The following is a 14,270-nucleotide window of genomic DNA, read 5'->3' as shown; positions in this document are numbered from 1 at the left end:
TTACCGAGGGCGCGGACTTCAGGACCGCACCTGCTCGGCGCTGTGCCGGACGTCCTGCGCGGCGGCGCGGCCGTCGTCCTTGACCGCGTACGCGGCGTCCTGCGCGGTCGCCTTCACCGACTCGGCGGCGTGCTGCGCGGGCTCGCGCAGCTCCTCCTTCAGCTCACCGGCGACCTCGCCAAGCTTCTCCTTGACCACGCCACCGTGCTCGGCGGCCTTCTCCTTGACCTGCGCGGCGACCTGCTGCTCGCGGCGGGTGGCCGGAATCAGCGAGGAGACCAGCATGCCGACGCCGAAGGCGATCACGCCGGCGGCGATCGGGTTGCCCTCGGACTTGCGCCGCACCACCTGCGGCGCCCGGTGGGCGGCGTCACTCACCGTGGCGGCGGCGGACTGCGCCTTGTCGCCCACCGTGGAGGCCATCGAGGAGGCGTGGTCGCCCACCGAGTGGGCGGCGTGGCCGGTGCTGTGGCCGAGGTCCGAAGCGGTTCCCATCACCTTGTCCTTCACGTTCGTCAGCGCGCTGCGTACGCGCTGCTTGCGGTCGTCGACGATGCGGCTCGGGCTGACCTTGTACGCCAGGGCGTCCACGTCCGAGCTGAGGTTGTTGCGAGTGGCTTCGATCTCACGGCGGATCTGCTCGGGATCGGTGCTCATCGGGTGACTCCCTCCGGGTGCGGCTTGAGCGCGTCGGGGATGCGCTGCACGCTGTCGTTCGTCTGCTTCAGGCCGCGGATCCGCTCGGCGTTCTTCTTGCCCATCGAGTACAGGACCGCCGCGACAGCGGCCCAGATCACGGCCACGATCAGCGCGGCCAGCCCGGAGTCCATGACGTTGTCGAGGAACTGCCAGATCGCGATCGAGACGAAGAGCGCCACCATGTAGCCGCCGAAGCCGGCGCCGCCGAACAGTCCGGCGGCCTTGCCCGCCTTCTTGCCCTCCTGGCGGATCTCGGCCTTGGCGAGCTCGACCTCCTGGCGCATCAGCGTGGACAGGTCGGTGGTGACCTGACGCATCAGGTCACCGAGCGAGCTGCCGCGCACCTCGTCGGCGTGGGGCGGTGCGCCCGCCGCCTGATAGCCGGGGTCCTGCGTGGGTACGGTCATGCCGTCGCCTCCCTTCTGCCGGTGCGGCCGGTCACGGGCGGGGAGCACCGGTGGACGGGACACCAGGCAGCGGGTCGGTGCGCTCCGGCGGCGGCAGCGGCTGACCGGTGCCACCCGCCGGGTCGGCCCAGGTGTTCGGGGCGCCGCCGGCCGGGTAGGTCGCGCCCGGCGCGGAGTAGCCCGGGTCCGGCTCGGCGTAGCTGCCCGGCGTCGGGTCGAGGTAGCCGCCCGGCGGCACCTGGCCCGGCACCTCGCGCGCGGTCGGGATGACGGCGGTGCGATCCGGGTCGTACGCCGGCCGCGCCGTGCTGTCGTCGCCGATCGCGGCGATGTTGCGGGTGAGCCGCCCGGCGACCACGCCGAGCAGCGCCGCGCCGACGAGGAACGTGCCGGGGTTGCGGCGGGCGTAGCTCTTCACCTCGTTGAGCAGGTCGCCCGGCTCGCGCTGCTCCAGCCAGCCGGCCACGCCGTGCACCCGCTCGGCCGCCTGGTGGGCCAGCTCGGTGACCGGCCCGGAGCCGCCGCCCTGCTGCGCCATGGTGCGCATCTCGTCGGCGAGCGAGCGCAGCCCGCTGGCGGCGCGCTGCTGCTGCTGGCCGGCCTGGGCGGTGACCTGGCTGCGGGTCTCGCCGTAGAGGTCGCGGGCCTGCCGCTTGGCCTCGCCCACCACCTCCCGGCCCTGCTCCTTGGCGGTCTGCGCGACAGCGCCGCCCGCGTTCGCGGCGTCGGAGCCGACCTGGCGGGCCTGGTCACGTACGCCGCCACCACCGTTCGTCGACTGGTACGTGGCCGAACTGGGGGAAAGATCCTGAGTCATGGTGTCCCTTCCGCTCGTGTGTTTCCCAGCGGTTGTCTTCGGGGGTACGCGGATCGTTTCCGCGTGACAATCGCCCTACCCCAGGTCGACGGCTCCATGCCTGATTCGTGAATTCTCTGCGGGACCGGCCCGCCCCGGTCAGAGAATGGGATGCCTGCCCGCCCGGGCGGCGACGCGTCCCACGGGGGTGACAGGGATGGCACGTGACCTGCGCGAACACGCGCCCGCCCGGCCTGCGGTGCAGAAGGTCGCTCTCGCGGCGGCGGCCCTCTTCGCGCTCATCGGCGTGCTCGGCTTCGTGCCCGGCATCACCACCCACTACGGCGAGTTGACGTTCGCCGGGCACCACTCCGAGGCGAAGCTGCTCGGGGTGTTCCAGGTGTCGGTGCTGCACAACCTGCTGCACCTGCTGTTCGGGCTGGTCGGGCTGGTGATGGCCCGGCGGCTGGCCGGGGCGCGGGTGCTCCTGGCCGGTGGCGGCGCGCTCTACCTGGTGCTGTGGCTGTACGGCTTCGCCGTCGACAGGGACACCGCCGCGAACTTCGTGCCGGTGAACGACGCCGACAACTGGCTGCACCTGTTCCTCGGCTTCGGCATGCTCGCCGCCGGCCTGCTGCTCAACGACAATCTGGGCACCGGAAGCCCGGTCGAGGCCCCGTTCGACCGCCCCTGACCAGGCGCGACACGCTGGGCCGGCGTTTGCCCGGGTACGGCCGGGGGCAGGAGGGCCGCGACGAGGAGGTTCGGCGATGCCACGGTGGTTGCGCGACAACATGCTCTCGGTGGCCATGCTCGGCGCGTTCCTCGTCTTCCTGCTGCTGCAGAGCGTGTTCGGCTGGCAGGTGCACAACGAGGAACTGAGCCGGTACGGCGCCGAGCCGCTGAGCTGGTGGGCCTATCTGGGCACCGGGCACTTCGCCGAGGCGGTGTTCGAGAACTGGGAGTCGGAGTTCCTCCAGATGGGCGGCTACGTGCTGCTCACCGCGTACCTGGTGCAGAAGGGCTCGGCCGAGTCGAAGCCGGTGGACCAGACGGACCGGCCGGAGGACAACCGCGACCACGCCGGCCCGCACGCGCCGTGGCCGGTACGCGTGGGCGGGCTGCCGCTCGTGGTCTACCGCAACAGCCTCGCCATCGCACTCCTGATGATCTTCGGGGGCGCGTTCCTGGGGCACCTGTTCGGCGGCGTGGCCGCCTACAACCAGGAGCAGGCGCTGGAGAGCGACGCCGCCCCGATCAGCGCCTGGCAGTTCCTCGGCACCAGCGACTTCTGGTTCCAGTCCATGCAGAACTGGCAGAGCGAGTTCCTCGCCGTCGGCGTGCTGATCCTGCTCAGCATCGTGCTGCGCCAGCACGCCAGCCCGGAGTCCAAGCCGGTCACCGCGCCGCACGCGCAGACCAGCGCCTGAGCGTCAGGCCGCGACCGGCAGCCGCTTGGCGAAGCAGACGCTGTACGGGTTGTCCACGTACTCGCCGTAGACCGGGATCGGCTCGTAACCGCTGGACCGGTAGAGCCCGATCGCGGCCGGCAGGTAGGTGCCCGTCTCCAGGCACACCGTGCGGTGACCCTGCCGGAACGCCAGTTCCTCCAGCGCCACGAGCAGCTGCCGGGCAATGCCCCGCCCCCGGTACGCCGGCCGCACGTACATCCGCTTCAGCTCGCCGGTGCCGGCGTCGAGCGCCTGGAGTCCGCCGCAGCCGACCGCCCGGCCGCCGACGACAGCGGCCAGGTAGTGGATGTCGGTGTGCACGACTGTGACCTGCCCGTCCAGGCCGCCGTCCGCGTCGCGCAGCTCACGCTGCTGGGCGACGACGAGCGCGGCGATCTCCGGATCGGTGACGGGACGGGACTCGATCAACATGTCCGTACGCTAGATCGGCCGGATTTCGCGCAGGTTTCCCGCCACCGACCCGCAAACGGCTACTCGGCGTCCGCTTCCGCGGCGGACGCGGCCTCGATCTCGTCCTCCGGCCGGACCCGGCGGGCCTTGCGGGCCGCCAGCCGGTCGGACGCCGACGGACGGTTCGACTTCTCCTCCAGCCGGACGTCGGTGCCCCGGTTACCGGGTACGAAGTCGACACCGGCGTAGAGCGTCGGCTGCCAGTCGAACTCCCGGTCGCCGATGCGCACCAGGTCGCCGGCCTGGGCGCCGGCCTTGGCGAGCTTCTCCTCGACGCCGAGGCGGGCCAGCCGGTCGGCCAGGTAACCCACCGCCTCGTCGTTGTCGAAGTTGGTCTGCTTCACCCAGCGCTCCGGGCGGCTGCCGCGCACCGTGTACGAGCCGTCGTCCTCGGCCTCGATGGTGAAGCCGGCGTCGTCGACCGCCTTCGGGCGGATCACGATCCGGGTCGGCTCGGCCGGCGGGGCGGCGCGGCGGCCCTGGTCGACCAGCTCCGCCATCGCGTACGTCAGCTCGCGCAGGCCCTCCCGGGTGGCGGTGGAGACGTCGAACACGCGCAGGCCGCGCGCCTCCAGGTCGGGGCGGACGATGTCGGCGAGGTCCTTGCCGTCCGGCACGTCGACCTTGTTGAGCGCGACCAGCCGGGGCCGGTCGGCGAGCCCGCCGTACTGGGACAGCTCGGACTCGATGGCGTCGATGTCGGCGAGCGGGTCGCGGCCGGGCTCCAGCGTCGCGGTGTCGATCACGTGCACCAGCACGGCACAGCGCTCGACGTGGCGGAGGAACTCCAGGCCCAGGCCCTTGCCGGTGGCCGCGCCCGGGATCAGGCCGGGCACGTCGGCGACGGTGAAGGTGTGGTTGTCCACCCGGACCACGCCCAGGTTCGGCACCAGCGTGGTGAACGGGTAGTCGGCGATCTTCGGCTTGGCCGCCGAGATCACCGAGATCAGCGACGACTTGCCGGCGGACGGAAAGCCGACCAGGCCCACGTCGGCGACGCTCTTGAGCTCCAGCACGACGTCCAGCCGGTCGCCGGGCTCACCCAGCTCGGCGAAGCCGGGCGCCTTGCGGCGGGCGTTGGCCAGCGAGGCGTTGCCGCGCCCGCCCCGGCCACCCCGGGCCGCCTCGAACGTGGTGCCGACGCCGACCAGGTCGGCCAGCACCTCGCCGTCGAGGCTCTGCACCACTGTGCCGTTCGGCACCTTGATGAGCAGGTCGCGGCCGTTGGCGCCGTCCCGGTTCGAGCCGGCGCCGCCCTTGCCGTTCTCGGCCTTGAGGTGCGGCCGGAAATGGAAGTCGAGCAGCGTGGTGACCTGCGGGTCGACCACCAGCGACACGCTGCCGCCGTGGCCGCCGTTACCGCCGTCGGGCCCGCCGAACGGCTTGAACTTCTCCCGGTGGATCGAGACACAGCCGTGCCCGCCGTCGCCGGCCTGCATGTGCAGGACGACCCGGTCAACGAACGTCGTCACGACGCCAATCCTTCCAGCGGGGTCCGCCCCGCACGGGGAAAAGCGAAGCGGGCCGGGACTCGAGGTCCGCGGCCCGCAACGCTTTGAGAACTACTGCTGCGGCACGATGCTGACGGTCTTGCGACCGCGCTTGGTGCCGAACTGCACCGAACCGGCGGCCAGCGCGAACAGCGTGTCGTCGCCGCCACGGCCGACCAGGTCACCGGGGTGGAACTTGGTGCCACGCTGACGGATGAGGATCTCACCCGCGCTGACGACCTGACCACCGAAGCGCTTCACGCCGAGCCGCTGGGCCGCGGAGTCACGGCCGTTACGCGAGCTGGACGCACCCTTTTTGTGAGCCATTGGAGGACGACCTACTTCCCGCTGGAGATGCCGGTCACCTTGACCTGGGTCAGCGGCTGGCGGTGACCCTGGCGCTTGTGGTAGCCGGTCTTGTTCTTGAACTTGTGGATCCGGATCTTCGGGCCCTTGGTGTGCGCGGCGATCTCGCCGGACACCGCGACCTTGGCGAGCTTCGCCGCGTCGGTCACCAGGTCGTCACCGTCGACGAGGAGCACCGCGGTGAGCTTCACCGCGTCGCCGGGGGCACCGGCGAGCTTCTCGACCTCGATCACGTCGCCCTCGGCGACCTTGTACTGCTTGCCGCCGGTCTTGACGATCGCGTACATCGGAGGCGGACTCCCTGTCGTTGAGGCTACTGGCGTCTATTCCACCGCTGTCGGCTGTCACACCGTTCACGGTCGTTCCCACGGCGTCTCGCCGGGAGCCGTGACACCGGCAGCGCGGGCACGCGGGAACTCAGCACACCAAAGTGCGCCGCAGGCAAGCGTACGGCATACCCGGCCCGCCCCCCAAACCGGGCCCGCGGTCCGCGTCCTCACGGCCGGCCGACGGACACGACAGAACCCCCGAATCCGCCCATAGCGCGCGGATTCGGGGGTCCTGTTCGAGCAGGTCAGGGCCTCACGGCCGGGTACGCCGCCGGGCGCCGCCGCGTCGCGCCCGCCGGCGGGGGGCACCGCTGTCGTCGTCGTTGTCGCCGTCACCGATCGCGTCCGGGTCGTCGGCGGCGGCCAGCCGGGCCGAGTCGCCCTCCTGGCTGTCCGCGACCGCCGGGGCGGCGGGCGTGTCCGTCTCGAACCGGGAGAGGTCGTAGCCCTGGGTGTCGTAGTAGTCGTCGTCGTTCTCGACCACCTCGGCGACGGTCCGCTCCGGGGCGACGGTCCGCTCCGGAGCGGCCGGGACGGCCGGTGCCTCGTCGGCGGCCTGCGGCGACGCGGCCGGCTGCTCCGGCGCGGCCTCCGCCGCGGCGGTCTTGCGACCCCGGCGGCGGCCCTTCTCCTCGGCCGGCGCGGCGACCGCCGAGGCGACCGCCTTGACCTTCTCCCCCGCACCGCCGCGCGGCTTCTCCGGCACCGGCTCCGTGTGAATGATCACGCCCCGGCCCTTGCAGCACTCGCAGGTCTCGCTGAACGCCTCCAGCAGGCCCGCACCGATGCGCTTGCGGGTCATCTGCACCAGGCCGAGCGAGGTGATCTCGGTGACCTGGTGCTTGGTGCGGTCCCGGCCGAGGCACTCGGTGAGCCGGCGCAGCACCAGTTCCCGGTTCGACTCCAGCACCATGTCGATGAAGTCGATCACCACGATGCCGCCGATGTCGCGCAGCCGCAGCTGGCGCACGATCTCCTCGGCCGCCTCCAGGTTGTTGCGGGTGACCGTCTCCTCCAGGTTGCCCCCGGAGCCGGTGTACTTGCCGGTGTTGACGTCGATGACAGTCATCGCCTCGGTGCGGTCGATCACCAGCGAGCCGCCGGAGGGGAGGAAGACCTTCCGGTCCAGCCCCTTGAGGATCTGCTCGTCGATCCGGTACTCGGCGAACACGTCCACCACCCCGGCGTGCCGGCGCAGCCGCTCCACCAGGTCCGGGGAGACGTGCGACAGGTACGACTCGACCATGCCGTACGCGGACTCGCCCTCGATGACCAGCTCGCGGAAGTCCTCGTTGAAGAGATCCCGGACCACGCGGATGACCAGGTCCGGCTCCTCGTAGAGCAGCACCGGCGCGCCACCCTCGGTCGCCTTGGCCTGGATGTCCTCCCACTGCGCCTGCAGCCGCTTGACGTCGCGTGCCAGCTCGTCCTCGCTGGCGCCCTCGGCTGCGGTCCGGACGATCACCCCGGCGCCGTCCGGCACCAGCTTCTTCAGCACGTCGCGCAGCCGCTTGCGCTCGGTGTCGGGCAGCTTGCGGCTGATCCCCGAGGCGTTGCCGTTCGGCACGTAGACCAGGTGCCGGCCGGAGAGCGCGATGTGGCTGGTCAGCCGCGCGCCCTTGTGCCCGATCGGGTCCTTGGTGACCTGCACCAGCACCGAGTCACCGGAGCGCAGCGCCTGCTCGATCGAGCGGGCCCGGCCCTCCAGGCCGGTGGCGTCCCAGTTGACCTCACCGGCGTACAGGACCGCGTTGCGTCCGCGCCCGATGTCGACGAAGGCCGCCTCCATGCTCGGCAGGACGTTCTGGACCTTGCCCAGGTAGACGTTGCCGGCCATGGTGCCGGACGAGTTGCGCGTGACGTAGTGCTCGACCAGCACGCCGTCCTCGAGCACGGCGATCTGGGTACGGTCACCGCGCTGGCGGACCACCATCACCCGGTCGACCGCCTCGCGGCGGGCCAGGAACTCCGACTCGCTCAGGATCGGCGGCCGCGTACGCCGCTGCTCGCGGCCGTCCCGGCGGCGCTGCCGCTTGGCCTCCAGCCGGGTCGAGCCGGAGACACCCTGCACCTCGTCGACCGGCTTGCGCGGCTCGCGGATCTTGACCACGGTCGGCACGCCGTCCTCGGCGGCGGTGTCCGCCTCCCCGGCGCCCCGGCGGCGGCGACGGCGACGGCGACGGGTCATCCCCTCGCCCTCGGCCTCCTCGTCCTCCGCGGGCTCCTCGGCCTCACCCTCGGCGGTCTCGGCCGCGCCGGACTCGTCGACATCCTCGTCGTCGGCCTCGTCCGCGCCGCCCTTGCCCCGGCCGCGACCACGGCGGCCCCGGCGGCGGCGACGCCGGGCCGCGGCCGTCTCGTCGTCCTCGTCCGCCTCGTCCGCCTCGGCGGACTCCTCGGCCTCGGTGACCGGCTCCTCCTCGACGGCCTCCGGCTCGACCTCGGCCTCGACCGGCTCGACCTCACGGCGGCCACGACGGCGGCGCCGGGTGGTCTCGACCGCTTCCTCGATCGGCTCCTCAGCGGCCGGGTAGGTCACCTGGACGGCCGGCGCCTCGTCGGGCTGCGGCGCCATGAACAGGACGGTCGGCGCGGAGAGCGCGGCACGACGCCGGCGGCCGGTGGCAGGCGGCGTCTCCGCCGGCTCCTCGTCCGCACGCGGCACCGCGGCGCCCGTCGACACCACGCCCGTCGCGTCCGCCGGGCCGCCGCCGCGAGCCAGGTCGACCTCCTGGGTACGCGTCGACGCGGCGCTCGTGGTCTCGCCCTCGGCGTCCTCGTCCTCGACGGGCTCGCCGATGGCGGCCGTGCCGCTGATGGCGGCCGTGCTCGCCGTGCCCTCGGTGCTCGCCGTACCGCGGGTGCTCGCCTTGCGGCTGCGGGTGGTGCGCCGGCCGGTGGTGGGCTGCCCGGCAGCCGCGGCGGCCTCCCCGCCGACGGCCTCGCCCGTGGCGGGCCGGTCGACGCCGGCCTCGCCGCCGTCGATGTCGGCGCGTCCCTCGGCGATCAGGTCGCCACCGGGCGCGGAGACCGGCCCGTCGATCACCGCGTCCGCGGGCGCCTGCCCAGCGGCGGTCTCGTCCGGCGCCACGGTCTCGGCGGCTGGCGGCGTGGCCTTGCGACGGCGGGTCCGGGTCACCTTGACCGGCGGCACGACCTCCTCCGAGGCGGCCTCCACCCCGGCCGCGGCCACCGGCTCCTCGACCGCCTTCGCCGGTGTCGCCTTACGACGCCGCCGGGTGGTCTTCGGCGCGGTGTCCAACTCGCCGGCCACCGGCGCGAACACCTCGGCCTGCGGCGACTCGCCGCTGCCGGTCACCGTCGTGGACGCCTCGACCGGCGCGTCGGTCTGCTCCGGCTGGTTCAACGGGGCGGCCTTGCGGCGGCTGGCCCGCTTGCGGGCCGGCGGCTTGGTCTCGGCCACGCCCTCCGCGACAGCGCCGTCGGCGCTGCCGGAGGCGGCACCCTCGGCACCGGCGGAGGCCGCGCTCGCGGCGCCGCCGGAGGCGGTGGTGGCACTGTCGGCGGTCGTCCCGGCCGGCTGCGCGCCGGTCCGTTCGCCGCCCTCGGGCTCGTTCTCGAGCATGGACGTTCTCCAGTTCTGGCCGCCCCGGGCGCGGGTGAGCGCTGCCACGCAGGGTTGCCGCAAAGGTGTTTCCGCCGGGCGCGCAGACGCGCGACCGCCGAAGTCTGCCTGCCAGAGCGTTGACCGACGGTCAGCGCTCTCCGATGGTTGCCCCGTCGCGATCCGCGTCCAACGGATCGACGATCTCGCCCTGCGCGGTCAACGTGCCCTGCGCCAGCCGGATCACCTTCGGGGTGACCGGCGGCTCCAGGGCGGCCACCGCGCGGAGGCCGGACAGGACGTCATCGGGCCGAACGGACGGGGTGACCTGCCGCACGACCAGTTCGAGTATCGCACACGGTACGGCCGCCGCCCCGGAAGGCGTCTCAGCCGGAGCCACGACATCGATCGACGCCACTGCCGCACGGGCGTCGAACGTACGCCGCCCCTGCTTGGTCATCCGCTCGACCTGGATCTCCTCGGCGGCGGTGAAGGCCGCCACGGCCTCCGCCAGCACCTTCGGGTCGACCTCGGGCAGCTCGATACGCCAGTACGACGCCTCGATCCGGTCGGCCAGGCTGCCGCCGGTGGCCTCCACCGCGTCGAGTACGTCGAGGCCGGGCGAGAGCGCGGCGTCGAGGGCCTCGCGCAGCCGCGCCGGGTCGACGGGCTCACGGAGCCCGATCTCCAGGTATTCGGCCTCACTCGCCACGCCCGTCGGGGCGGCCGAGGCGTACGAGATCTTCGGATGTGGGGTGAAGCCCTGGGAGAAGGCGATCGGCACGCCGGCCCGGCGCAGCGCGCGCTCGAAGGCCCGGGCGAAGTCCCGGTGCGAGGTGAACCGCAGCGGCCCACGCTTGGCGTACCGGATACGGACCCGCTGGACGACGGGGGCCTGGCCGCCCTCGGGTTGAGGCTTTCTGGCGATCGTGAGCTCCTCGGCTGTGCCTGCGTATCGGTCTCATCCTGACGCAGCGCTCACCGCGCCCCACACCCGGGGCCACCCACCCACCCCAAACCCACCCAAACTCGCCCCACCCTCGCCCCAGCCCACCCCACCCTGGACCCCGCCTCGTCGATCATGAAGTTAGCGGCGGAGTCGATCTCCGATTGCGCCGTCAACTTCATGATCGACGAGCTCAGGGGCCCGGCCGGGCGTCCGGGCGCGGGCGTGCGGGGGCGGCTCTCCGGGGGCGGTGAGGGGTGGTGTGCGGGATCCGTACCCGCGGTGGGTCAGGAACGGTCGTCGTCACCGGGTGGGGCGTACGGGCTCCGGCCGGGTGGAGTGTGGTGGGCCTGACCGTGGGGCGGGTAGGTGCCCGCGCCGGGCGGCGGGTACGCACCGGGCTGGGGGTGTCCGCCCGGCTGCGGGTAGGCGCCGGGCGGGCCGTAGCCGGGCGGCTGGGCGGTCACGTGACCGGCGGGCACCGGCGGGCCCTGCCCGTTCATCCGGTCCAGTTCCTCGTCCGGGATCGAGCCGGCCCGGGCCAGTTCGCGCCGGTGACGGCGGCGGTTCCAGATCAGGAACACCACGAGCGCCAGCAGCACGACGAGCGCCACGGCGATGCCGATGCCGATCACCATCACCTGCTGGTCGGTGGGGCCGCCCCGGTCGCCGTACTTCGTCACGTCGAAGTTGTCGTCCTCGGCGGCGGCCGGTGGCGCGGACGCGCTCGGCGCGGCGTCCCCGAGCAGTGGGTTCGCCGACACCGACGGCACGTCGGCGGTGAGTGCCGCGACCGGGTCGATCCGGCCGAAGCCGAACCGGGGATCCCGGCCGGGAGGGCCGGCGTCCCGAGCGGTGCGGATGATCCGGTTGATCACGTCGGGCGCGGAGAGGTCGCGGTGCTTCGACCGGATCAGCGCCGCGACGCCGGAGACGATGGCGGCGGCGTCGGAGGTGCCGTCCCCCCAGCCGTAGCCCCGGTCCGGGCCGATGTTGTAGACCTCGTCGCCGGGTGCGGCGATCACCGCCTCCGGGCCCTGGGCCGATCCGGACCAGAAGCCTCCACCCCGGACCGTGCCGGTCACCGCGATCACGCCGGGAATGTTTGCGGGTGAGGCGACGTCCGGGCCGGACTGCCGGATGTTGCCGGCGGCGGCCACCACGACCACGTCGCGCTCCAGCGCGTACCGGATCGCGGCCGCCTCGCCCTCGTCCACGGCCCCACCACCGCCGTACGACAGGTTGAGCACCTTCGCCCCGCCGTCGACTGCCATCCGGATGCCGGTCGCGGAGTCGTCCGGGGTGGCCGCCGCGCCGACGGGCTTGCGGATGGGCAGGATCCGGGCGTCGGGCGCGATGCCGACCACCCCGGCGCCGTTGGCCGCGATGATCCCGGCCATGTGGGTGCCGTGGCCGTCCGGGTCGCTCCGGCCGTCGCCCGAGCCGCGGGTGCTGCCCCCGGCCAGGAGCTGACCCCGCATGTCGGGGTGCCCGGCGTCGACACCGGTGTCCAGCACGCCGACGACGACGCCCCGCCCGGTGGAGATCTGATGTGCCCTGTCGATCCGCAGCTCGTCCAGATACCACTGCTCGGCACGGCGCGGAGCGGCGACCGCCGGCTGGACGGCGCCCAGCAGCATCAGTCCGGCAAGCAGACCGGCCGCCACCGGCCGAAGCGCGCCGACGTGCACCTTCATCCGTCCGTCCTCATCGCAGGATGCCCGGGGACGCACCGTCACCGGCACCCCACGGATCGTCGTCCTCAGTCAACCACGACGAGTGCCCTGCCGCGTCACCCCCGTGCCCGGCGCCGCCGTGACCGCCCATCATTCCGCCGCCCATCATCCCGGCGCCGGCCATCCCGCCACGCGTACCGGCCGCGCCGCCCGGCCCCGCTCCGGCCGCGGCCTTCAGCGCGCTGGCCGCGCTGGTCAGCGGCGGAACCTTGCCGTTACCGCCACCGACCATGCCGGGCAGGCCGCCCATGGCCAGGCCGCCGGCCGCACCGATCCCACCGCCGCCGATCCCACCGGCCGAACCCAGACCGGCGCCGCCGCCACCGCCACCGAAGCCGCCGCCACCAGCGCTCAGTCCGCCCACGCCACCGCCCCCGCCGAGACCGAGCGTGGCCGGTCCGCCCGCGGTGACCGTGCCGGGCCCGCCCGCGCCCGCCAGGCCGCTGCCGTACCCCGGGGTGCCCGAGCCCGGGGCACCACCGAGCTCGGGGGGCCCGCCGATGGTCGGCGGGGTGTAGGAACCGCCGCCGGGGACGCCGCTGCCGGGCCCACCGGGGGGCGGCGTGTACGAACCACCACCGGGCGTGCCGCCACCGATGCCGGTGCTGCCGATCGACGGCATCGGGCCGCCACCGCCGCCTCCGGGCATCCCGCCGCCCGGCATCCCGCCGCCACCCGGCAGGCCACCGCCGGGCACACCCGTCGGGGGGACCCGCGGGTCCCCCCGGTAGCCGTCGTCCAGCTCTTCCCGGGTGGGACGGGGTACGGCCAGCTTGGGACGCTCGGCATCCACCGCGGCGGGAAGCGGCGACATCGCCGCGTTGGCCGCCTTCTGGTTGTCGTTGTACCAGTTGTCGAGGTGCGACTTGGTGTCCCACCAGCCGCCACGCTTCTGGTCGTTGGCGTTGCCGTCGATCTTCATGGTGGCTTCGAGGTCGTCGGCCTTGTCGCGGAACGCGCCGTCGGCGTACAGCGCCTGGTTGGCCTGGAAGTCGCTGCGCAGGGCGGCGAGGAAGCCGGACTGGCTCTCACCGTCGCGCGCGTCGTCCAGCTCGGTGCCGCCGGGCAGGCTCCACTCGTTCCAGCCGAAGTTGTCCATCAGCGGGATCGGGATGCTGGCCACCGTCTTGCGGATGTCACTCTCGATCCGCGACAGCGCCCCGCTGACGTTGCTGGCGTGCGTGATCAGATCCTCGATGTCCTTGCCGATCTCGGACAGGTGCTCGCGGTACGCGTCGCCGCCGCTGCCCTTCCAGCCGGCGAGCATCCCGGGCAGGCCGCCGGTGTGCGGGCGCTCCTGGCCGGCCGCGATCGGACCGACGAACGACCGGCCGGCGAGGGAGTCGCGCAGGTGGCCGAGAGCGGTGGAGAGGTTGCTCCACCCCGAGCCGACCAGGCCGACGGTGTACGGATCCGCTGACAGCGTCACCTCGCGGACACAGCGTTCCCAGGTGGCTCCAGCCATGACCGTCTCCTCTCTCTCAGGCCGGGTACGGGTAGGTGGGCGGCTCTGCCGCGGCCGGCGGCTCCGCCGCCGACTCCAGCAGCCGTTCGATGTCCTTGCCGTTGGCGGCGTTGCGCTCCTCGGCGTCGCGGAACGCCTTGGCGATCTCCTCGGTGCCCTTCTTCAGACCGGCCAGCTTCGCGGAGAGGCCCTTGAGGTGGCTCTCCATGTTGGCCGTGGAGCGTTCCAGCGCCTGCCACTGCAGGCGGGCGTCGCTGAAGGCGCCGAACGGGGTGCCGTTGGCCACGATCTGCGGGCTGTTGCTGTCGCCCTGCATGTTCAGCTTGATGCGCTCCATCTCCCAGGAGATGGTGTCCTCGACGTACTGCTTGAGGCGCTCGATGTATTCGGCCGCCGCATCCAGGTCCTCGACGCTGACGTGCAGATCGCCGGTGTCCGGCGGATTGATGCCCATGCTGCCTGTCCTCCCCGCTGCCGGCCCCGGCCGGTCCACTACGGACGCAGCGTATCGAGGATGGACCAGTCGGGGCACCCCCACCCCGCGTCGCG

Annotated in this window: 14 protein-coding genes; 2 read left to right on the top strand and 12 right to left on the bottom strand. The window is 73.1% G+C overall.

The window, feature by feature from the left end:
* Window positions 1-18: 18 nt before the first annotated feature.
* Genes AB0C17_RS03265 through AB0C17_RS03255 form a run of 3 tightly spaced genes read right to left on the bottom strand, consistent with a single transcriptional unit; the run spans window position 19 to window position 1,923 of the window.
* Window positions 19-657 (bottom strand): DUF3618 domain-containing protein, encoded by a 639-nt coding sequence (locus AB0C17_RS03265; RefSeq protein ID WP_357388427.1) that lies wholly within the window; start codon window positions 655-657, stop codon window positions 19-21.
* Complete coding sequence (locus AB0C17_RS03260) at window positions 654-1,106, bottom strand: phage holin family protein (RefSeq protein WP_018787295.1); 453 nt, start codon at window positions 1,104-1,106, stop codon at window positions 654-656. The genes AB0C17_RS03265 and AB0C17_RS03260 overlap by 4 nt, the downstream gene beginning before the upstream one ends.
* A gap of 31 nt (window positions 1,107-1,137) precedes the next feature.
* Entirely contained in the window at window positions 1,138-1,923 is a 786-nt protein-coding gene (locus tag AB0C17_RS03255; protein WP_357388425.1) for a hypothetical protein, read from the bottom strand.
* 208 nt (window positions 1,924-2,131) lie between these two features.
* On the opposite strand from AB0C17_RS03255, the gene AB0C17_RS03250 reads away from it, so the two are divergent.
* On the top strand, window positions 2,132-2,596 hold the full coding sequence (locus tag AB0C17_RS03250; RefSeq protein ID WP_357476802.1) for a DUF4383 domain-containing protein: 465 nt from the start codon (window positions 2,132-2,134) through the stop codon (window positions 2,594-2,596).
* A 76-nt stretch (window positions 2,597-2,672) separates the two neighbouring features.
* Window positions 2,673-3,332: a DUF6766 family protein gene (locus AB0C17_RS03245; RefSeq protein ID WP_357388423.1), complete on the top strand. Its 660-nt coding sequence runs from the start codon at window positions 2,673-2,675 to the stop codon at window positions 3,330-3,332.
* A gap of 3 nt (window positions 3,333-3,335) precedes the next feature.
* Here AB0C17_RS03245 and AB0C17_RS03240 read toward each other — a convergent pair whose 3' ends face one another.
* From AB0C17_RS03240 to AB0C17_RS03200, 9 genes are all read right to left on the bottom strand, one after another.
* Window positions 3,336-3,785, bottom strand: coding sequence for a GNAT family N-acetyltransferase (locus AB0C17_RS03240; protein WP_357388421.1), 450 nt, complete (start codon window positions 3,783-3,785; stop codon window positions 3,336-3,338).
* 59 nt (window positions 3,786-3,844) lie between these two features.
* Window positions 3,845-5,296, bottom strand: a complete 1,452-nt coding sequence (obgE, locus tag AB0C17_RS03235) for a GTPase ObgE (protein ID WP_357388419.1) — start codon at window positions 5,294-5,296, stop codon at window positions 3,845-3,847.
* Between the two features lie 90 nt (window positions 5,297-5,386).
* A complete protein-coding gene (gene rpmA / locus AB0C17_RS03230; RefSeq protein ID WP_013288010.1) occupies window positions 5,387-5,641 on the bottom strand; it encodes a 50S ribosomal protein L27 in 255 nt (84 codons plus the stop codon).
* Window positions 5,642-5,652: 11 nt separating this feature from the next.
* Window positions 5,653-5,967, bottom strand: a complete 315-nt coding sequence (gene rplU, locus AB0C17_RS03225) for a 50S ribosomal protein L21 (protein WP_018787289.1) — start codon at window positions 5,965-5,967, stop codon at window positions 5,653-5,655.
* 295 nt (window positions 5,968-6,262) lie between these two features.
* A complete protein-coding gene (locus AB0C17_RS03220; RefSeq protein WP_357476432.1) occupies window positions 6,263-9,595 on the bottom strand; it encodes an Rne/Rng family ribonuclease in 3,333 nt (1,110 codons plus the stop codon).
* A 130-nt stretch (window positions 9,596-9,725) separates the two neighbouring features.
* Complete coding sequence (locus AB0C17_RS03215) at window positions 9,726-10,445, bottom strand: TIGR03936 family radical SAM-associated protein (RefSeq protein ID WP_357388519.1); 720 nt, start codon at window positions 10,443-10,445, stop codon at window positions 9,726-9,728.
* A 362-nt stretch (window positions 10,446-10,807) separates the two neighbouring features.
* Complete coding sequence (gene mycP / locus AB0C17_RS03210) at window positions 10,808-12,217, bottom strand: type VII secretion-associated serine protease mycosin (protein WP_357476430.1); 1,410 nt, start codon at window positions 12,215-12,217, stop codon at window positions 10,808-10,810.
* 10 nt (window positions 12,218-12,227) lie between these two features.
* The gene (locus AB0C17_RS03205) at window positions 12,228-13,721 is read right to left on the bottom strand and encodes a hypothetical protein (RefSeq protein ID WP_357476428.1); all 1,494 of its coding nucleotides are present in this window, start codon (window positions 13,719-13,721) and stop codon (window positions 12,228-12,230) included.
* A gap of 16 nt (window positions 13,722-13,737) precedes the next feature.
* Window positions 13,738-14,175, bottom strand: coding sequence for a hypothetical protein (locus tag AB0C17_RS03200; RefSeq protein WP_357388411.1), 438 nt, complete (start codon window positions 14,173-14,175; stop codon window positions 13,738-13,740).
* Window positions 14,176-14,270 lie beyond the last annotated feature (95 nt).

Origin of the sequence: Micromonospora sp. NPDC048887 (genome assembly GCF_040649715.1) — a bacterium.
Taxonomy (GTDB): Bacteria; Actinomycetota; Actinomycetes; order Mycobacteriales; family Micromonosporaceae; genus Micromonospora.
This window is presented reverse-complemented; position numbering and strand designations above follow the sequence as displayed.